Below are 15803 nucleotides of genomic sequence, written 5' to 3'. Positions count from 1 at the left end.
GTAGCATCAGGTGGGACTTTAAATATTGCTGCAACTAACAGTGGTGGAAATGCGAGTTACAATTTAAAAGCAAATGGTGTTAGCATTAATACCAACGCAAGTACTGCGAGCTATTCGTTTAATCATACTTCTATTCAAGGAAATCAAAATTACTCTCTTGAGGTAACTCAAGGATCAATTACCATAGTAAAAAAGTTTTCGGTTATTGTTAATCCCGGAACTTTAACTGCGGCCTTGCCGGTAGGTCTTTTAGATGGAATTAATTACAATTCTACTGATGCTACTAAAGCCACATTAGTATTAGATGCGCCGTTAAAAGATGTTGTATACGTGGCTGGAAGTTTTAATAATTGGCAGCCTACAACTGCTTATGCGATGAAAAAAGACCCTACGACGGGCAAGTTTTGGTTAGAGCTTACTGGTTTGGTTTCCGGGGTTAATTATAGTTATCAATATTGGGTTGGAGAAACAACACCGCTTGTCAACTCTCCTGCTTTAGTAAAAACAGCCGACCCTTATTCGACTTTAGTTTTGTCACCTTATGATGATCCTTTTATTCCAGCTGCTTCGTATCCTAATATGCCGGTTTATCCAGCTGGGCAGGAACGCGAGGTTACTGTTTTACAAACAGGACAAACACCTTATGCTTGGAGTGCAGCAACCACTAATTTTGTAAAGCCAAAAAAAGAAAAATTGGTAGTTTATGAACTTTTAGTTCGTGATTTTGATGCTAAGCGCACCTATCAAGACCTGATTAATAAGATGGACTATTTTAAAAATCTTAAAATTAACGCCATCGAGCTTATGCCAGTTATGGAATTTGAAGGAAATGAAAGTTGGGGTTACAATACGTCCTTTCATATGGCTTTGGATAAGTTTTATGGTCCATCAAATAAGTTGAAAGAATTTATTGATTTGTGTCATCAAAATGGGATTGCAGTGATTTTTGACGTGGCTTTAAACCACGCTTTTGGCAGAAACCCAATGGTTAGAATGTGGATGAACGATCCTGATGGTGATGGCTTTGGCTCACCTACAACCGAGAACCCTTATTTTAATACAGTGGCAAAACATAGTTATAATGTAGGTGAGGATTTTAATCATTCTGCTGCACTTACAAGAAATTATGTAAAAAGAGTGGTGAAGCAATGGATTCAAGAATACAAAATTGATGGATTGCGTTGGGATTTAACTAAAGGCTTTACGCAAAATTGTACTGCTAATGATGAAAATTGCACCAACAGCTATCAACAAGACAGAGTCGATGTTTTGAAAGAATATGCAGATTATTCTTGGAGTTTAGATCCAACTCACTATGCTATTTTTGAGCATTTAGGTGGTAATGTTGAGGAACAGCAATGGGCTAATTATAGAATTGCAGAAACACCAAGCAAAGGTGTAATGATGTGGGGCAAAATGACGGATAATTATAACGAATTATCGATGGGTTACCCATCAAATATATCTGGAATGACTAGTTCTAGTCGTGGTTTTACAGCGAATCGCTTGATGGGCTATGCTGAGAGTCATGATGAAGAGCGTTTGATGTACAAAAATCTTCAGTTTGGCAATAGTGCAAATTCATCGCATAACGTTAAAAATTTAAATGTAGCCCTGTCAAGAATGTCAGCAATAGGTGCGGTCTCTTTATTGATTCCTGGACCTAAAATGATTTGGCAATTTGGAGAGTTAGGCTGGGAGTATTCGATCTTTACCTGCAATAACGGTAGCGTAAATACACCCACTGACGCCATTGGTGGTGATTGTAAGTTAGATACGAAACCACAGTCGCAATGGACAAACAATTGGTTAGGAGTGACAGAAAGAAGTGCAGTTTACAATAACTGGGCTAAAATGATCACTATGAAACAAGTAGAACCTGTGTTTTCGGGTAGTGTTGTAGTCTCTAACACGAACTCTCTTTATCCCAATATTAAGATTACCAATAGTAATTTACAAGCAACCCAATTAAAGGACGTGCTAATCATTGCTAATTTTGATGTAAATACACAAAGTGTCAATACCGGTTTTCCCTATGCAGGAACTTGGTATAATTTGATGGATAATACGGCTATTACTGTGACAAATACAAGCAGTCCAATTTCTTTAGCAGCTGGTGAATACAGAATTTATGGAAATAAAACAGCTTCTCTGGCCATTGCTGATTTTGAAAAAAACAGTACCGAGGTTAGTTTATATCCTAATCCGGCACCCGGTTATTTCTTGCTTAATACTGCTGCTAAGCAAGTGCTGGTTTATAATTTAGCGGGTCAATTGATAAAAGAGTTTAAAGGTGATTTTAGCAGTAATCATACTTATGCGATAGATGATTTAACAACTGGGAATTATGTAGTTCAAGTTGTTGGTGATGATAATACGACGGCTTCTTTGAAGTTAATCAGAAAGTAGTTTTTTTAGTTATTTTTGAATGTTTAAAGGTCTTTTCAGTTGATGAAAGGGCCTTTTTTCATGCATTCAATTGGTTACTATTTAATCATTGATGTAGTCCGCTTGAGGCTTACAGGAGTTGTAGGGTCATTAGATCGCAATAGTAGCAAGATTAAACTCCTAACTATTGACTTTGGAATATCATCTTTTATAGCGCAAATTGCTGCCTTGAATTTGTTAAGAAGTCCTTTGGGTACCATTTAATTCTGAATGCCCTCATTGGGTTAGGATTTGGGCCAATTTAGGATTGATAGCGCTATTTGGATTGCAACTTTTCTATCATGAGCACTACATTGGTCTTTTTATATTCAAAAATTGGCATTTAGTCTCTATTTACTGTGTATTTAAACGAAAAACAAAACTTTAAAAATTCGATTGAAGTAGCGTTGATCTCATGTTGATAACAAGGAAGAGTCTGTTTTTTAGTTTGCTTTTTTCTGCAATAGTACAAAGTATCGGTATTCTTTTTTTTTAGATTTCAGCGATGGTTTTCTTTTTGTAAGAATTTTTTAAGATCATATTTATAATCACAAGGCTTCAGTCCGTTTTGTGGCTAGGGAGTAAAAACAAAAAACCCACTAATTGCTTAGTGGGTTTTGGTGGTACCTCCAGGGATCGAACCAGGGACACATGGATTTTCAGTCCATTGCTCTACCATCTGAGCTAAGGTACCGTGCTTGTTGCGGGTGCAAATATATAACCTTTTTTAGTTTGTGCAAAACATTTTTTAAAAAAAATTGATTCGTATCTTTGCCAAATCAAAAACCAATTTATGATTTTAACTATTGATGTTGGAAATACGAGAATTAAAGGTGCTGTATTTGAGGGCGCTACCGCTTTGGAATATTTTGTTTTTGATCCGGCAGCATTGGAAAAAAATATTTTAAATATTTTAAAAAAATATCAAAAAGTGGATTATTTGGTGGTTGCATCCGTTGGTATTTTAGAAAAGCAGTCCTTTTTGCAATTTGAAAAGGAAGTTAATGTACATTTTATATCCCATGATGATGTTTTTCCGTTTTGTAATTTATACGAAACACCTAAGACCTTAGGGATAGACCGAATGGTACTGGCGGCGGGAGCTGTGATTCAATATCCTAATTGCAATCGACTCGTTATTGATGCGGGAACCTGTGTTACCTACGATTTTATTGATGCAAATGATAATTATTTAGGCGGTGCCATAGCTCCTGGTTTGCGCTTACGCTATGAATCACTTCATGCCTTTACAGCCAAGCTTCCGTTATTGACGATTGCTGCATCTGCTGATTTAATAGGTAAGTCCACTGCGGGGTCAATTCACTCAGGAGTAATTAATGGTTTGGTCTATGAAATCGATGGTTTTATAGATGAATATAGGACGTTGGCTTCAAAATTTATAATAATTTTAACGGGCGGCGACACAGAATTTTTGGCTAAACGATTAAAAAATACCATATTTGCCAATTCAAATTTTCTTTTAGAGAGCTTGAACCAAACATTTCAATATAAAATCGACAATGATTAAAAAAATTAGTATCGCTGTTTGCTTGCTTTTGTCAGTAGTTTCATTTGCTCAGCAAGGAACTGCTTCGCCTTATTCGTATTATGGTATTGGTGACGTAAGATACAAAGGAACTGCTGAAATACGCTCTATGGCAGGTATAGCTGTTGAACAAGACAGTATTCACTTAAATATGGATAACCCGGCTAGTTATGCCAATTTAAAACTAACCACTTTTGCTGTTGGTGGTTCTTATTTAACTACCAAAATGAAAAACGCTAGTGTTACTGAAAACGCTAGGCGTACTGCAATTGACTATTTAGCTGTTGGTTTACCAATGGGGAAATTAGGAGTAGGTTTTGGATTGATTCCGTATTCTTCTGTAGGGTACCAAATTGAATCTTTGAATACTATCGATGGAGGTAGTAATAGTCGATATGATGGTAATGGTGGCCTTAATAAAGCCTTTTTAGGTGCAGCATATAAAATATCTCCTAAGTTTAGTTTTGGTGCCGATGTACATTATAACTTTGGTAAAATCGAAACTTCAGGATTGGTTTTCGTAACTGATGTGCCTGTTGGAACAAGAGAACTAAGTACAGCTAACTTGTCAGGAGTTGATTATTCGATTGGAGCGATGTACCAAACTAAAATCAGTAAGAAAATTAGTTTTTTTAGTAGCGTAAGCTATAAAATGGAGAGTAACTTAACATCTAATAATACAAGTAGTATTTCTGCAGTTAATTATAACGCCAATTTTAACTTCACTACTGTAGATTCCGAAGATGAAATAACCGACAAAAAGATATTAAAATTACCAAGTAAACTTTCCGTTGGAGCTGGCTTTGGGGAGGCACGTAAATGGATGATCGGTGCGCAAGCTGTGTTAGGGAGTGTAGGTGATTTAGTAAATACATATAATCAATCTAACGATGTTTCGTATGAGAAGTCTATGAAATATAGTTTGGGCGGATATTATGTGCCTAATTACAATTCCTTTACCAACTATGCGAAGCGTATTGTGTACCGAGCTGGTTTGAAATACGATAAAACGGGTCTTATGGTGAAATCAGAATCGATCAATGATATTGGATTTACGCTGGGATTAGGTTTGCCAATTACAGGTACATTCTCTAATGTGAACTTTGGTTTTGAAATGGGAAAAAGAGGAACGACTTCCGCAGGTTTAATCCAAGAGAATTATGCCAACTTTAGCATTGGATTATCTTTAAATGACCGATGGTTTGAAAAAAGAAAATTCCAATAATAGAAAAACAGGGATGGTTAGTTATTGCACTTAATTTGTCATTTTTGACCTATGATTTCATTTAATAAACATAAAACAGTTCAGATAGTCATGGCTCTTGCCGTGACTCTCTTTTTTGGGTGCGAAAGTAATTTTAAGGAAGTTCAAAAAATAAACTTTACAGAGTTTACTCCTAGCGGCGATGCAGACAAGGTTAATCTGAAATATACCGATTCAGGTTTGATTAAAGTTGTTTTGGTAAGTCCTAAAATGTTAGATTTTGCTACTGTCGACTTTCCTTTCACAGAATTCCCTAAAGGTGTTGATGTTACTTTGTACGATGATAAAGGAAAAAAAACAAGAGTAACTTCTAATTATGCAGTATCTTACAAAGGAACTGGAATTATTGATCTTCAAGGAAACGTGAAAATTGTTGCCGAAAATGGTCAGAAGCTAGAAACAGAACAGCTGTATTTTGACCAAAAAAACGAATGGTTTTATACCGAGAAAAAGTTTAAATTTACAGACCTTAAAGGAACATCTAACGGTCAAGGAATTGACTTTAGTAAAGATTTTAAAGTGATCAATTCGCAACGAATTATGGGCGAAATTGAATCGTCAGAATAAATATCAAATTACACTTATTATGAGTTATTTAAAATACACCCCTTTTTTATACCTAATTGTAGCCATCGCTTTTTTATATGATGCAATTAATAAATGGAACGATCCTGCTGCAACTCCTTACTTAAGCATTGCTTTTGCCGCAGTTTGTGTTTTCATGTTTTTCTTTAGGAGAAATTTTGCCAATAAACTGCATAACAGAAATAACAAATCCTAATCTATGGAAATTAGTATTATAATATTGTGTTTAATACTAAGTGCTTTTTTTTCTGGAATGGAAATAGCATTTATCTCTTCCAATAAAATCTATCTGGAAATAGAAAAAAAGCAAGACGGATTTATTTCTAAGATACTGACCAAACTTACTGAAAAGCCTTCTAAATTTATTGCTGCCATGCTTATTGGTAACAATATTGCGCTTGTTGTATACGGTTTTTTCATGGGTGACTTGCTTATGGTATTGATAGAGAGGTGTGGTTTTCATTTTTCTGAATTACTGAATTTGCTGGTGCAAACGGTTTTGTCAACTTTAATTGTTCTATTGACAGCGGAGTTTTTACCCAAGGTTTTTTTTCAAATTTATGCCAACTCCTTGATTAAGTTTTTTGCTATTCCGGCCTATTTTTTTTACGTTTTCTTCTATTTTATTTCTTCTTTTTTTATTTGGGTTTCGGATTTTATTTTGAGAAAATTTTTCGGAACAGCGGGAGACCAAACACAACTTTTTTTTAGCAAAGTAGAGTTAGGGAATTACATAACCGAGCAAATGAGTACTGTGGAGGATAATGAAGAGGTGGATTCTGAAATTCAAATGTTTCAAAATGCCTTGGAGTTCTCAGGTGTGAAGGCTAGGGATATTATGTCGCCGCGTACGGAGATCGTAGCAATTGATTTGTTTGATACGGTTGATGAATTGAAGGACTTGTTTGTTCGAACGGGCTATTCTAAAATAGTGGTATATGAAAACTCGCTAGATGATATTATAGGCTATGTGCATTCCTTTGATTTGTTTAAAAAACCTAAAAACATCAAGTCAGTAGTTATTCCGGTGGAGTTTGTTCCTGAGACCATATATATAAAAGACGTACTTGATTTACTTACTAAAAAAAGAAAAAGTGTAGCAGTGGTAATCGATGAGTACGGTGGTACGTCAGGTATTATTACTGTTGAAGATATTGTCGAAGAGCTTTTTGGAGAAATTGAGGATGAACACGATTCTAGTGAAACCTTGATTGAGGAAGAATTGGGTGAGGATACCTACTTGTTTTCGGCTCGATTTGATGTAGAGTATTTAAACCAATCGTATAAATTACAAATACCTGAAAGTGATTCCTATGGTACTTTAGGGGGATTTATAGTGGATTTCACAAATGACATTCCGTTAAAAGGAGAGGTTATTACCATCGGAATCTATCATTTTGTTATCGAAGAAGCCACAAATAAGAAGATTGAATTGGTTAGAATGACTGTGAAAGACTGATTTTTTTTCGAAAAAGTTTTTTTTTGCAAAATAAAACGCTACGAGTATAATTATTAATTAGATAATTGTATTTTCGCAAACTGAATATAAAATTAACAACAATAAAAATGGCAGTTTTATCAAAAATTAGACAACGTTCCGCTTTAATGATTGCAGTAATCGCATTTGCTTTATTCGCATTTATCATTGGTGATTTGTTCAAAAGTGGTAGTTTCAATAGTACATCTAAGGATGTAGGAAGCATCAATGGAAAAGATATCTCCTTTGAGGATTTTAGAATTAAAGTAAGTGAAGTTGAAAAAAGTGGTCAAGGGATCACGTCTACCGCAGCAGCGACTAGAGTTTGGGATCAAGAGGTTTCGATTGCTCTATTAAGTTCTGAATTTGAAAAACTAGGTTTAAGAGTTGGTGAGAAACACATTCTTGAAGTGCTTAAAGCAGATCAAAATATTGGAAAAAACCCAATGTTTTTAAATTCTGCAGGGATGTTTGATATTGCAAAATTCAAAGAATTTTTCAAGTCAAATCCAGCTCAAGCGCAATTCTTGAAAGACAGAGAGAAAGATGCTGAGCTTAACGCAAAGTATCAAATATACAATACATTAGTTAAGTCTGCGCTTTATACAACTGAAGCGGAAGGAAAATTACAGTATGAAATGGAAGCTAACAAAGTGAGTTTTGCCTATGTTGCTGGATTGTACTCTACAATAAAAGATAGTGATGTTAAGGTTTCAGATGCTGAGATCTTGGATTACATGAAGAAAAACGAGAAAAAATTCAAAACTGATGAAACTCGTGAAGTAGAATATGTTTTAATCGAAGACAAAGCTTCTAAAGAAGATGAGGCTGAGGTAAAATCTAAAATTAATCAGTTGTTGACTGGAAGTGTTGTTTACAACCAAGCAACTGGTAAAAATGATACTTTAGCTGGATTTAGAACCGCTAAGAATGTAGCTGAATTTGTGAATTCAAATTCTGATGTACCTTACGATTCTAGTTATGTAGCTAAAAAAGATTTACCAGCTGTTGATGCTGAGCAATTGTATAACTTAGCTCCAGGTCAAGTATATGGTCCTTATATTTTTGGAAACTACTACTGTATTTCTAAATCAATGGGTAAAAAATTAGGAGTGAATGCTAAAGCAAGTCATATCTTAATTAGTTACGAAGGGACTACAGTGCCAAATCAAAAAGAGAGCAGAACTAAAGAAGAAGCGAAGGCTAAGGCTGAATCTATCCTAGCGCAAGTAAACGCTAATCCAGAAAGTTTTTTAATGTTGGCTTTTCAAAATTCTGATGATTCATCTGCACAACAAGGTGGTGATTTAGGTTATTTTGGTCCAAACCAAATGGTAAAACCGTTTAATGATTTTGTTTTCAATAATGGAATTGGAAAAGTTGGTTTAGTTGAAACAGACTTTGGTTACCACATTATAAAGATTACAGATAAGCAAGACGGAATTCGTTTAGCTACTGTGGCTCAAAAATTAGAAGCTTCAGAAGCGACTGCTGATAGAGTATTTACACAAGCGACTAAGTTTGAAATGGGAGCAGTAGATAAAGATTTCAATGCTTTAGCAAAAGAAATGAAGCTAACTGTTTCTGGACCAGTAACAGTGGGAGTAATGCAAGAAAACTTTGGACCTTTAGGAAACCAAAGAACAATTGTAAGATGGGCTTTTGAAGACAATTCTAAAATTGGAGCTGTTAAAAGATTTGAAGTGGCTAATGTAGGTCACGTAATTGCAAGAGTTAAAAGTATTGACAATTCAGGATTGGTTGCTGTTTCTCAAGCAAGATCATATGTAGAGCCAATTCTTAAAAATAAAAAGAAAGCAGAATTAATCAAAGCTAAGATGACAGGTTCTTCTTTAGAAGCGATTGCTACTGCTACCGGATCAAAAGTAGAACAAGCAACTGATGTTACTCTTGCTAATTCAGTTTTAGCTGGTGGTGTAGGTATTGAGCCTAGAGTAGTAGGAAATGCATTTGCATTAGCTGCTAACAAATTATCAGCGCCAATCGAAGGTGCAACGGGTGTGTATGTAGTAAAAAATATCAGTACTACTAAAGCTCCTGCTGTTAAAGACGTAAGTCCTTATGTTGGAAAACTGAAAGGCCAAACAGCTGGTGATGTTAACAGAGTTTTACCTGCATTAAAAGATAAAGCTAAAATCGAAGACAATAGAAGACAATTTAACTACTAAGAATACCTAGTTAATTATTATTCACAAAAAAACTCGATACTTAGTATCGAGTTTTTTTATGCTTTTAAATGATATTAATTCTTGTAAGAAATATTCTTTGTAAAATTATTTTTATGTAATTTTAGCACTGTTAAGAACTGATGGATTTAGAGGAGTTTAGACTAGAAAATCTTTTGTTTATTGTGTTTCAGTACAACTGTATGTAATCAATACTCGTTTTATAAAGTATTTAGTATAAAAATGATTGTTTTTTATAAGCAAGATAATTATCAGTGTTAAAACAAATTCAATGTCTTTCAGAACCGTACAAGTATGAAATATTTAAAAATGCTCTTTTTGTTAATTCCCCTTGTATTTAGTTCGTGTAGTGTTCCACGTTATATGGTAGACAATACGGGACTAAATACGGGATTAGATTTCACAAAAGGAAAATGGTTACTCAATTTTGTTGATGCAACAGCAGGTACTCAAAATAAGATTACTACAATGGCAATTTCGCACTTTTCAAAAGTTTTAAACGAAAGGTTTGTCTACGTGGCAGACGGGATTGGCTTGCTGCTTCCTAAAAAAACCAACATGAATCCCACCCCATTGGTGATTAATGAGTAAAAAAGGGGAACTGGTTTTGATTATTTTATAAATATTAAAGCACAGGACACTAAGAAACAATTGGGTAGTATTGATTTATCTAATCATCGCTTTAATTTTGGAGGAGTCAATGAAAGTGAGGTGATGTTAGAAGTTTATGATCTTAACACTAGTGACATCATTTATTCGCAAAGAGTTATTGCTTTTGTGGCTAGAGGAAATGATAATGATGATATTCATTTTGCGAAATCAAATGATGCGTTAATTCTTGGAGCCTATAAAAGGATGATAAATGAACTCATGAAAAAATCAATTACAATCAAATAATATAAGAAATGAAAATGAATTTTTTTTTACGCTAATAATACTAGCTATTTGTCAAATAGGAACTGCGCAAAGTGCAGGTGTCGAAAAATCAGTTTATACTATTCAGACTGGTTTTCTTGGGATTTGGTTTAATCAAGAGGCTATGATCTCAAAAGAGGTTGTTGTAAGATCAGAAGTAGGATTTGATGGAGGTATTCGTGGAGGTGATTTGGTAGGGAAAACGCTCTTTGGTTTAGCACCAGTTTTAGCAGTCGAACCTAGATGGTACTACAATATCATTCAAAGAGAAGTTAATGGTAAAGAGAGTAAAAACAACAGTGCTAATTTTTTAGCCATAGGAATAGAGTACCATCCCGATTGGTTTGTAATAGGTAATAGTAATGATCTCAGTGTGGCTGAGCAAATTTCAGTAATTCCTAAATGGGGTATTAGAAGAGCAATTGCAAATAGTTCCTTTAATTATGAATTGGGTTTAGGCATTGGTAAACGATACTATACTGTTTTAAAAGAGTGGGAAACAGCAGCTGACTTGCATGTAAGAATAGGATATTCATTTTAAAAAAGCTGCAATTCTTTATTTTAAACTCCCAACTATTCAAATAGGAATATTTGGGAGTTTTTTATGCTTTTAGTTCCTTAAAATCATTTCATCATACGGCAGTATAATTTCATAACCCTTGCTTTTAAAATACGCTGTTGGATTTTCTTGAGATACAGCCATTACAAAGTCGCCACCCCAAGCGCCAAGGCTTTTTATTGCACCATCAAAATCCGAAAATAAGCTTTCTTTAACGGTATCCGTTTCTAGTGTGTAGCTCATGGTAGCCTCATGCTTTTCGATCGCTGTGGCGAATTGTTCCAGCGTTGTGGCGTGTAAAAATTCGGCGGTTATTTGATCTATAGCGGCCACTTTTTTTAGTAGTTCAGTTGTTTTGTTGGTCTGGTACGTATTGATTGCCGTTTTACTACTTTGTTTTTTATTGAGGTATACAAAGTAAATGTTTTTAGTAAAATCAGGAGCAAACGGAATCACCGTAACGGTGGGTTGGTTGTTTTCTAGCTGGTAAAGAATAGGCGTGTTGTTTTGTGCACAAGCAATATCATAACCGCTTCCGCCAAAGCTAGTGTTGAGTAGCGTAAAGGCATTAACTTGTGTCCACTGCGCAATATTATTGATTAGGGTAGACGAGGTGCCTAATCCCCATTTTCGTGGAAAGCTAAGCTTGGTGGCTACTTTAAAACCTTTGCTGTTGTTTAGGAAAGCCGGATTGAGCGTATACGCTTGGTGTAAAATGGTAATTAGAGTAGATTGAACCGTTTCGATGGTTGCTACTGTTGGTTTTTTGATGTCTGAAAACGGAATTGTTGCTTCAAACCATATTTTTGCATCACTGTCATAACTAATCCATTGGATTTCGTTATTCGAGCCCGGTTCTATTTGTAAACTTTGCCCAAATTTAGTTGGTAACGCGAATGCTTTTGCGCCATCAAGTACAAGATATTCTCCGGTGATTAATAGTTTTCCGTTACTGTAGAAGGTTTGTTTCATTATCGCTTAATTTGGTTTTGAAGCAGTTTTTTTAGCCCCGATAGTAGTGGAAATCCTTTTAAGACCTTGTTGTTGTAAAACAACAGGGTCTTAAAAGATTGGAGCGGATAGCGGGATTAGCTCCTGAAAAACAGGATAGTTATTGCTTTATTTTCTTAAGTTTTCGATTAAGTCCACCACCGCACTGTGCGACACGGCTTGGTCTTTAAAGTGATTCCTTATGGCTGTGCGCTCCACATCGGTAGCGTTGAACTGGTTTAAAATATTGTTTAAGTGCATTTTCATGTGGCCGTCTTGAATTCCAGTTGTCGTCAAGGAACGTAAAGCGGCAAAATTTTGAGCTAAACCAGCAATGGCAACAAACTGCATGAGTTCCTGTGCTGACGGTTTTTCAAGCATTTCTAGTGACAATTTAACCAAAGGATGCAGAGAAGTTAGTCCGCCTACGGTTCCTAAAGCTAAGGGTATTTCCATCCAAAAGTGGAAGTTTCCGTTTTCTATTTTGGCATGGGATAAACTGCTGTATTGGCCTGATCGAGCGGCATAAGCGTGTATTCCTGCCTCGACTGCACGAAAGTCATTTCCGGTAGCTAAAACCACCGCATCGATACCATTCATAATGCCTTTATTGTGTGTCACGGCTCTAAAAGGTTCTACTTCGGCAATTTGAACCGCTTGTACAAAGCGCTGGGCAAAGTCAAGAGGATTGTCAATGTGTTTTTCTTTAAGATCTTCAATTGGGCAAGTAACTTCGGCACGAACGATGCAATTGGGTACGTAATTAGAGAGGATGCTCATGATAACCTGAATCTCTTTCTCGGTTTCTGAAAAGAGTCCATAGTTTAGAGCTTCATCCTTTAAAGTCTTGGCAAATTGTTCTAGGCAAGAGTTGATGAAATTAGCTCCCATGCTGTCTTTAGTTTCAAAAGTAGCATGCAATTGATAATAATTAGGAAGTAAATTAGTCTTGTCCTCTAGCGTTATATCTAAGATTCCACCACCTCTTTTTTGCATGTTTTTAGTAATGTTCTCGGTATCGGTGAAGAATTTTTGTTTCGTTTCCACAAAAAACAAGGCCAATTTCGAAGGGTCGCCATGGTACATAAAGTGAACCTGACCTATTTTTTCGGTGTTGAGAACCGTTGCTTTGAAACCACCTCGGGTAGACCAAAATTTAGCTGACTTTGAAGCGGCAGCAACCACAGAACTTTCTTCAATTGCCATAGGAATGGTGCTGTATTTTCCGTTTATGAGGAAATTTGGAGCCACTCCAAGCGGAATATAGAAGTTGGTAATCGTATTTTCGATAAATTCATCGTGTAGTTTTTGGATTTTCTCGTCTGAATTCCAATAGTTTTTTAATAACTGTATCGCTTCATCGGGTGTGGAAAAGTATTCCTTAGCTATCCAATTTATTTTTTCTTCTTTAGATAATTTTGAAAATCCTGCAACGGCGTTATTCATTGTCAATAGATTATAGTATAATTAGTTGCAAAGATACATTTTTAGGTGTTTTCTTTTGCAATAAACCAAGTAGATTAAAGTGATTTTAAAGTTGCTGATTTTAATTTTTAACATAACAAATGTTAGATAATTGTAAAATTTTCACTAAAATTGGGCTACTTTTTACATATCAAACAATAATATGAAGTCAAAACATTTTTCGGTCTTATTTTTATTTTTATGTGTCAGTATTTTTGCACAGCAAAAAATTACTGTAGAACAAATTTATAATGGCACCTTTCGTGCACAAGGAATGGATGAATTGCAATCCTTGAAAAACTCCAATCAATATACGGTACTTAATTATGATCGTGCTTCTAGAAGTATGCAAATTGATTTGTATGATTTTGCAACCTTAAAAAAATCAGCTACGTTAATTGATACAAAAGACCATAAAGGACTGCCATCTATAGACGGATACACTTTTGACGCTAGTGAAAAGAAAATGCTTTTAGCTACTAATTCCAATCAAATTTTTCGCCACTCATTTACGGCCGATTACTATTTGTATGAGATAGGTTCGAAGCAGTTAACGAAACTGTTTGATTTTCAAATTCAAGAGCCTACTTTTTCTCCTGATGGAAGTAAAATTGCGTATGCCAGAGAAAACAACTTGTTTGTATATGATTTAGCAACTAAAAAAACAACGCAAATCACTACTGACGGAAAGAAAAATGCTGTTATCAATGGTATTACTGATTGGGTATATGAAGAAGAATTCGCTTTTGTGAAAGCTTTTGATTGGAGTGCTGATAGTAAGAAGTTAGCTTACATTCGTTTTGACGAAAGTGAAGTTCCAGAGTTCTCTATGTCGATGTTTCAAAAAAATCTTTATCCAACGGTAGAGACTTTTAAATATCCAAAAGCAGGAGAAAAAAATGCCGTGGTCTCTTTGCATTTAGTCGACATCAACACAAATGCAACAAAAAAAGTTGACTTAGGTAAATACAATGATTTTTATATTGCAAGAATGCAATGGACGAAGGATGCTAACGTGGTTTCGGCTCAGGTATTGAACCGCCATCAAGATAATTTAGATTTGCTTTTTATTGATGGAAATTCAGGAAAAGCTACTGTAGTTTTAAATGAGAAGGACAAAGCCTACGTTGATGTTACTGACAACCTTACTTTTTTAAAGGACAACAGTTTTATTTGGACTAGTGAGAAAGATGGTTTTAATCATATTTACTTATATGACAAATCAGGGAAACTTAAAAATCAAGTGACCAAAGGTAATTGGGAAGTTACTTCATACTATGGATTTGATGAAAAATCTAAAACTGTTTTTTATCAATCTACCGAAAATGGTTCAATTAATAGAGCTATTTATAGTATTGGCTTAGACGGGAAAAACAAAAAAGGACTTTCTACGAAAACAGGAACGAACGGAGCTACTTTTAGTCCTAACTTCCAATATTTTATCAATACTTTTTCAAGTGCTACCCAACCAACATTGTATACTTTAAATGCAGCAAAAGACGGAAAGCAATTGCAAGTTATTCAGGATAATGCAGCGTTAACAACTAAGTTAAAAGCATTTGACTTGCCTTCAAAGGAGTTTTTTGTACTTAAAACAGAAAAAGGAAATGAATTGAATGCTTGGATTATTAAGCCTAAAGATTTTGATCCTTCTAAAAAATATCCTGTATTTATGTTTCAATATTCAGGCCCAGGATCACAACAAGTTATGAATGCATGGTCTAGCTCTAACGACTATTGGTTTATGATGTTAACGCAACAAGGGTATATCGTTGCTTGTGTTGACGGTCGTGGAACGGGATACAAAGGAGCTGATTTCAAAAAAGTAACGCAATTAGAATTAGGGAAATACGAGGTAGAGGATCAAATTGATGCTGCTAAAGTTATTGGAAATTATCCTTATGTTGATAAAAGCAGAATTGGAATTTTCGGATGGTCTTACGGAGGTTTTATGGCTTCTAATTGCATCTTGAAAGGGAATGATGTGTTCAAAATGGCTATCGCCGTTGCGCCAGTGACGAATTGGAGATTTTACGATAGCATTTACACCGAGCGTTACATGCAAACGCCACAAGAAAATGCAAGTGGATACGACCAAAACTCTCCAATTAATCATGTCGATAAGCTGAAAGGGAAATACCTTTTAATTCACGGAAGTGGAGATGACAACGTGCATGTTCAAAATTCAATGCAAATGATGGAAGCCTTAATTCAGGCTAACAAACAATTTGACTCACAAATTTATCCAGATAAAAATCATGGAATTTATGGCGGAATGACCAGGATTCAGCTGTACACTAAAATGACAAACTTTATTAAAGACAATCTTTAATAAAAACACACCCTTATAGCCATAGTGTTTTACGCTA

General features: G+C 35.2%; 14 protein-coding genes and 1 tRNA gene. 12 read left to right on the top strand and 3 right to left on the bottom strand.

The features are described 5' to 3' along the window. Both P8M54_RS03485 and P8M54_RS03480 read left to right on the top strand, forming a co-directional pair. Nucleotides 1–2409 (top strand): alpha-amylase family glycosyl hydrolase (locus P8M54_RS03485; protein ID WP_300285219.1); only part of this gene is annotated, 2409 nt, incomplete at its 5' end. A gap of 60 nt (nt 2410–2469) precedes the next feature. Then, nucleotides 2470–2652, top strand: coding sequence for a hypothetical protein (locus P8M54_RS03480; protein ID WP_300285216.1), 183 nt, complete (start codon nt 2470–2472; stop codon nt 2650–2652). Nucleotides 2653–3045: 393 nt separating this feature from the next. On the opposite strand, the gene P8M54_RS03475 is transcribed toward P8M54_RS03480, so the two are convergent. Beyond that, nucleotides 3046–3121 (bottom strand) — tRNA-Phe (locus tag P8M54_RS03475). 99 nt (nt 3122–3220) lie between these two features. Between P8M54_RS03475 and P8M54_RS03470 the strand changes: the two genes are divergently transcribed. The 9 genes from P8M54_RS03470 to P8M54_RS03430 all read left to right on the top strand — a co-directional run bounded on the left by P8M54_RS03470 (nt 3221) and on the right by P8M54_RS03430 (nt 10962). Continuing rightward, nucleotides 3221–3955, top strand: coding sequence for a type III pantothenate kinase (locus tag P8M54_RS03470; RefSeq protein WP_300285213.1), 735 nt, complete (start codon nt 3221–3223; stop codon nt 3953–3955). Then, nucleotides 3948–5198 (top strand): hypothetical protein, encoded by a 1251-nt coding sequence (locus P8M54_RS03465; protein ID WP_300285210.1) that lies wholly within the window; start codon nt 3948–3950, stop codon nt 5196–5198. The genes P8M54_RS03470 and P8M54_RS03465 overlap by 8 nt, the downstream gene beginning before the upstream one ends. Nucleotides 5199–5288: 90 nt before the next feature. Beyond that, nucleotides 5289–5804, top strand: a complete 516-nt coding sequence (gene lptC, locus P8M54_RS03460) for an LPS export ABC transporter periplasmic protein LptC (RefSeq protein WP_300285208.1) — start codon at nt 5289–5291, stop codon at nt 5802–5804. Between the two features lie 19 nt (nt 5805–5823). Continuing rightward, nucleotides 5824–6018, top strand: a complete 195-nt coding sequence (locus tag P8M54_RS03455; protein ID WP_300285205.1) for a hypothetical protein — start codon at nt 5824–5826, stop codon at nt 6016–6018. 3 nt (nt 6019–6021) lie between these two features. After that, complete coding sequence (locus P8M54_RS03450) at nt 6022–7281, top strand: hemolysin family protein (protein WP_300285202.1); 1260 nt, start codon at nt 6022–6024, stop codon at nt 7279–7281. Between the two features lie 107 nt (nt 7282–7388). Next, nucleotides 7389–9488 carry a peptidylprolyl isomerase gene (locus P8M54_RS03445; protein ID WP_300285199.1) on the top strand — a complete coding sequence of 700 codons (2100 nt, stop codon included), beginning with the start codon at nt 7389–7391 and terminating at the stop codon, nt 9486–9488. 312 nt (nt 9489–9800) lie between these two features. Next, nucleotides 9801–10097 carry a hypothetical protein gene (locus P8M54_RS03440; RefSeq protein ID WP_300285196.1) on the top strand — a complete coding sequence of 99 codons (297 nt, stop codon included), beginning with the start codon at nt 9801–9803 and terminating at the stop codon, nt 10095–10097. 120 nt (nt 10098–10217) lie between these two features. Further along, complete coding sequence (locus P8M54_RS03435; RefSeq protein ID WP_300285193.1) at nt 10218–10403, top strand: hypothetical protein; 186 nt, start codon at nt 10218–10220, stop codon at nt 10401–10403. A gap of 142 nt (nt 10404–10545) precedes the next feature. Then, a complete protein-coding gene (locus P8M54_RS03430; RefSeq protein ID WP_300285190.1) occupies nt 10546–10962 on the top strand; it encodes a hypothetical protein in 417 nt (138 codons plus the stop codon). Between the two features lie 69 nt (nt 10963–11031). On the opposite strand, the gene P8M54_RS03425 is transcribed toward P8M54_RS03430, so the two are convergent. Both P8M54_RS03425 and P8M54_RS03420 read right to left on the bottom strand, forming a co-directional pair. Further along, nucleotides 11032–11952, bottom strand: a complete 921-nt coding sequence (locus P8M54_RS03425) for a GYDIA family GHMP kinase (protein WP_300285188.1) — start codon at nt 11950–11952, stop codon at nt 11032–11034. 147 nt (nt 11953–12099) lie between these two features. Next, a complete protein-coding gene (locus tag P8M54_RS03420) occupies nt 12100–13416 on the bottom strand; it encodes a hydroxymethylglutaryl-CoA reductase, degradative (RefSeq protein WP_300285185.1) in 1317 nt (438 codons plus the stop codon). A 181-nt stretch (nt 13417–13597) separates the two neighbouring features. On the opposite strand from P8M54_RS03420, the gene P8M54_RS03415 reads away from it, so the two are divergent. After that, on the top strand, nt 13598–15766 hold the full coding sequence (locus tag P8M54_RS03415) for a S9 family peptidase (RefSeq protein WP_300285182.1): 2169 nt from the start codon (nt 13598–13600) through the stop codon (nt 15764–15766). Nucleotides 15767–15803 lie beyond the last annotated feature (37 nt).

Origin of the sequence: Flavobacterium sp. (genome assembly GCF_029242675.1) — a bacterium.
Lineage (GTDB): Bacteria > Bacteroidota > Bacteroidia > Flavobacteriales > Flavobacteriaceae > Flavobacterium.
The sequence above is the reverse complement of the archived record's forward strand: the minus strand, read 5'-3'. Positions and strand labels throughout refer to the sequence as shown.

Excerpts from the sequence above, each read along its gene's own strand:
- P8M54_RS03440 (WP_300285196.1), top strand. The coding sequence starts at position 9,801 with ATGAAATATTTAAAAATGCTCTTTTTGTTAATTCCCCTTGTATTTAGT.
- P8M54_RS03425 (WP_300285188.1), bottom strand. The coding sequence starts at position 11,952 with ATGAAACAAACCTTCTACAGTAACGGAAAACTATTAATCACCGGAGAA.
- lptC (WP_300285208.1), top strand. The coding sequence starts at position 5,289 with ATGGCTCTTGCCGTGACTCTCTTTTTTGGGTGCGAAAGTAATTTTAAG.
- P8M54_RS03420 (WP_300285185.1), bottom strand. The coding sequence starts at position 13,416 with ATGAATAACGCCGTTGCAGGATTTTCAAAATTATCTAAAGAAGAAAAA.
- P8M54_RS03470 (WP_300285213.1), top strand. The coding sequence starts at position 3,221 with ATGATTTTAACTATTGATGTTGGAAATACGAGAATTAAAGGTGCTGTA.
- P8M54_RS03465 (WP_300285210.1), top strand. The coding sequence starts at position 3,948 with ATGATTAAAAAAATTAGTATCGCTGTTTGCTTGCTTTTGTCAGTAGTT.
- P8M54_RS03455 (WP_300285205.1), top strand. The coding sequence starts at position 5,824 with ATGAGTTATTTAAAATACACCCCTTTTTTATACCTAATTGTAGCCATC.
- P8M54_RS03430 (WP_300285190.1), top strand. The coding sequence starts at position 10,546 with ATGATCTCAAAAGAGGTTGTTGTAAGATCAGAAGTAGGATTTGATGGA.
- P8M54_RS03415 (WP_300285182.1), top strand. The coding sequence starts at position 13,598 with ATGAAGTCAAAACATTTTTCGGTCTTATTTTTATTTTTATGTGTCAGT.
- P8M54_RS03480 (WP_300285216.1), top strand. The coding sequence starts at position 2,470 with ATGCATTCAATTGGTTACTATTTAATCATTGATGTAGTCCGCTTGAGG.
- P8M54_RS03445 (WP_300285199.1), top strand. The coding sequence starts at position 7,389 with ATGGCAGTTTTATCAAAAATTAGACAACGTTCCGCTTTAATGATTGCA.
- P8M54_RS03450 (WP_300285202.1), top strand. The coding sequence starts at position 6,022 with ATGGAAATTAGTATTATAATATTGTGTTTAATACTAAGTGCTTTTTTT.